Raw genomic sequence first — 2,527 nt, 5'->3', positions numbered from 1 at the left:
GGGCAAGGGCAGCACGCAGGCGGGGTGACGACCCGTGGGACATAACCAACCGACCGCACACGAAGGCGAAACTACGTCTTCTGCGCGACTACTTCAGCCGCTGGACCACCATCTGGAACGCGCCGAAACAGCGCGTCTGGGCAGACCGAACGTGGTATGTGGTCGACCTATTCGCTGGTAGGGGCTCCTATTCCGACGACGATCAAGAGGTGTCCGGTTCTCCGCTCGTATACTTGGAGTGCATCGCCAGGCAGGAGAAGAAGCTCCTAGGAGCCTGTTGGGGAAAAAGCCGACCCGCCCTGGCCCGGGTGAGGATGGCCCGGTAGAATTGTGTCGGCGACCAAGTGAGGAGGCCGATACGATGGCGCGGGAGTTCCTCCCATACGACCTCGACCAGCAGTACCTCTTGCCCCCCAGTATGCGGGAGTGGGTGCCCGAGGGACACCTCATCTGGTTCATCTCCGACCTCGTTGACTCCCTCGATCTCTCCGCCATCCTCTCCGCCTACGAGAAGGATGACATGCGCGGCCGCGCCGGCTATCACCCGGTCATGATGACCAAGCTGCTGCTCTACGCGTATGCGGTGGGCAAGCCCTCCTCGCGAAAGATCGAGCGGGCATGCTGGGAGGACGTTTCCTTCCGGGTGCTCTCGGGCGATCGGCATCCCGACCACACGTCCGTCTCCGAGTTCCGCCGCCACCATCTCAAAGCACTTGCCGGCCTGTTCGTGCAGGTACTCGTGCTGTGCAGGGAGACGGGGCTGGTGAAGCTGGGACACGTGGCGCTGGACGGCACGAAGGTCAAGGCCAACGCATCCAAGCACAAGGCCATGAGCTACGGGCGCATGTGCAAGACCGAGAAGGAACTGGCCAGAGAGGTCGCCCGTCTGCTCGAGGAGGCCGAACGCGTCGATGCGCAGGAGGACGCGAGATACGGCGACGCCAGGGGCGACGAGTTGCCCGAAGAGCTGCGACGGCGCGAAAGCCGCCTGGCAAAGATCCGGGAGGCCAAGGCCGCGCTCGAAGCCAAGGCGAAGGAAGAGGCACGAGCCGAGGCCGAGGCGGCCCGCGAGCGCTGCGCCGAGCGGGAACGCAAGGAGGCGGACCGGGGCAAGAAGTTCGGCGGTCGCCCCCCGGCCGTCCCGGACCCCGAAGCGGCCGTACCTCGCGACAAGGACCAGCGCAACTTCACCGACCCGGAGTCCCGCATCATGAAAGACGGTGCCACCGGCTCATTCGTCCAAGCCTACAACGCGCATGCGGCCGTGGACGAGGAAGCACAGGTCATCGTGGCCGCCTCAGTGACGCAGCAGGCCAACGACAAGCTGGCCTTCCTGCCACTGCTGGATGGGATCGAGAGCAACCTGGGCGCACTGCCCGACAGTGTGACGGCGGATGCGGGCTTCTTCTCCGAGTCGAACCTCTCCGACCCGCGGTTCGCCGATGTGAAGTGCTACGTACCGCCCGAGAAACGGACCAGGACACCGCTCGCGGACACCATGCGCGAGAAGCTCGCGAGCGAGGTCGGCGAGGCCATCTACAGGAAGCGCAAGGCGATCGTGGAACCGGTCTTCGGCCAGATCAAGGAGGCCCGCGGCTTCCGTCGCTTCAGCTTTCGCGGACTCGCTTCGGTCGACCGGGAGTGGAGGCTGATGTGCCTGACCAGCAATATGCTGAAACTCTACCGGGCGGGAGCGCGTCCAAACCCCGCCTGAACAGGGCCAGAACCCGCTTTTCGCGTCCACGAGACGCCGACGACGGTCTTCCGCATCGCGCAGGAGTGTCCGGCGCCCAACTTCGCGAGTTCAAGGACCTCAGAAACGATCCAACTTCGTCGGGCCCCCCGATTCCGCGCTGCGATTCCCCAACAGACTCCTAGGGCTCGCTTCTACGAAAACTTCTACGAAACCACGCTTTCACCTGCATTAATCATGTCCGTTATGTGTGCCGCATGCGTTCAGTCGCGGTACAGTGGAGCCTGCGCAGTCGCACAGGTCTATTGCGAGACTCGCTGGGGGGCACATGTCGAACGGAATAGTACTCATCGTCGACGACACGAAATTCATCCGTCTGCTGGCATCCACGGCACTCAAGCCGCTCGGGTGCACTGTCATCGAGGCGGAGAATGGTGCCATGGCACTCGACCTGATCGAGGAACATCACCCCGATGTCGTCCTGCTCGACGTCGTGATGCCGGAGATTGACGGATTCCAGACGCTCGCGCACATCCGTTCGACACCGGGAATGGAGAACACGCAGGTGGCCATGCTCACCACCGCCGGCATGCCTTCGGATCTCGAACTCGGCGCCGAGATGGGCGCGGACGCATACATCCTCAAACCGTTCGACAACGACGGACTTCGTGCGAAAGTCGCGGAGCTACTCGAGCTCGCCACGGACTGAGGCGCGCTTGGCAGGTCGCCGACGACGCGATAGGCAATGCGTCGAAGCCTCCGGGGCGCTATGCGGCGACCGTACGGGCCGCGGACCGCGCCCAAGCGCGTGCATGCTCGATCTCACCCGCGGCG

At 64.1% G+C, this 2,527-nt stretch carries 3 protein-coding genes; all 3 read left to right on the top strand.

Features of this window, described 5'->3' with window-relative positions:
- On the top strand, positions 1-326 hold a 326-nt coding region (gene tcmP / locus Q8K99_08575), incomplete at its 5' end, for a three-Cys-motif partner protein TcmP (protein MDP2182607.1).
- A 35-nt stretch (positions 327-361) separates the two neighbouring features.
- A complete protein-coding gene (locus Q8K99_08570) occupies positions 362-1,714 on the top strand; it encodes an IS1182 family transposase (GenBank protein MDP2182606.1) in 1,353 nt (450 codons plus the stop codon).
- 307 nt (positions 1,715-2,021) lie between these two features.
- Complete coding sequence (locus tag Q8K99_08565) at positions 2,022-2,402, top strand: response regulator (GenBank protein ID MDP2182605.1); 381 nt, start codon at positions 2,022-2,024, stop codon at positions 2,400-2,402.
- Positions 2,403-2,527: the final 125 nt, after the last annotated feature.

The organism is Actinomycetota bacterium, from assembly GCA_030682655.1.
Classification (GTDB): Bacteria; Actinomycetota; Coriobacteriia; order Anaerosomatales; family JAUXNU01; genus JAUXNU01.
The sequence above is the reverse complement of the archived record's forward strand: the minus strand, read 5'-3'. Positions and strand labels throughout refer to the sequence as shown.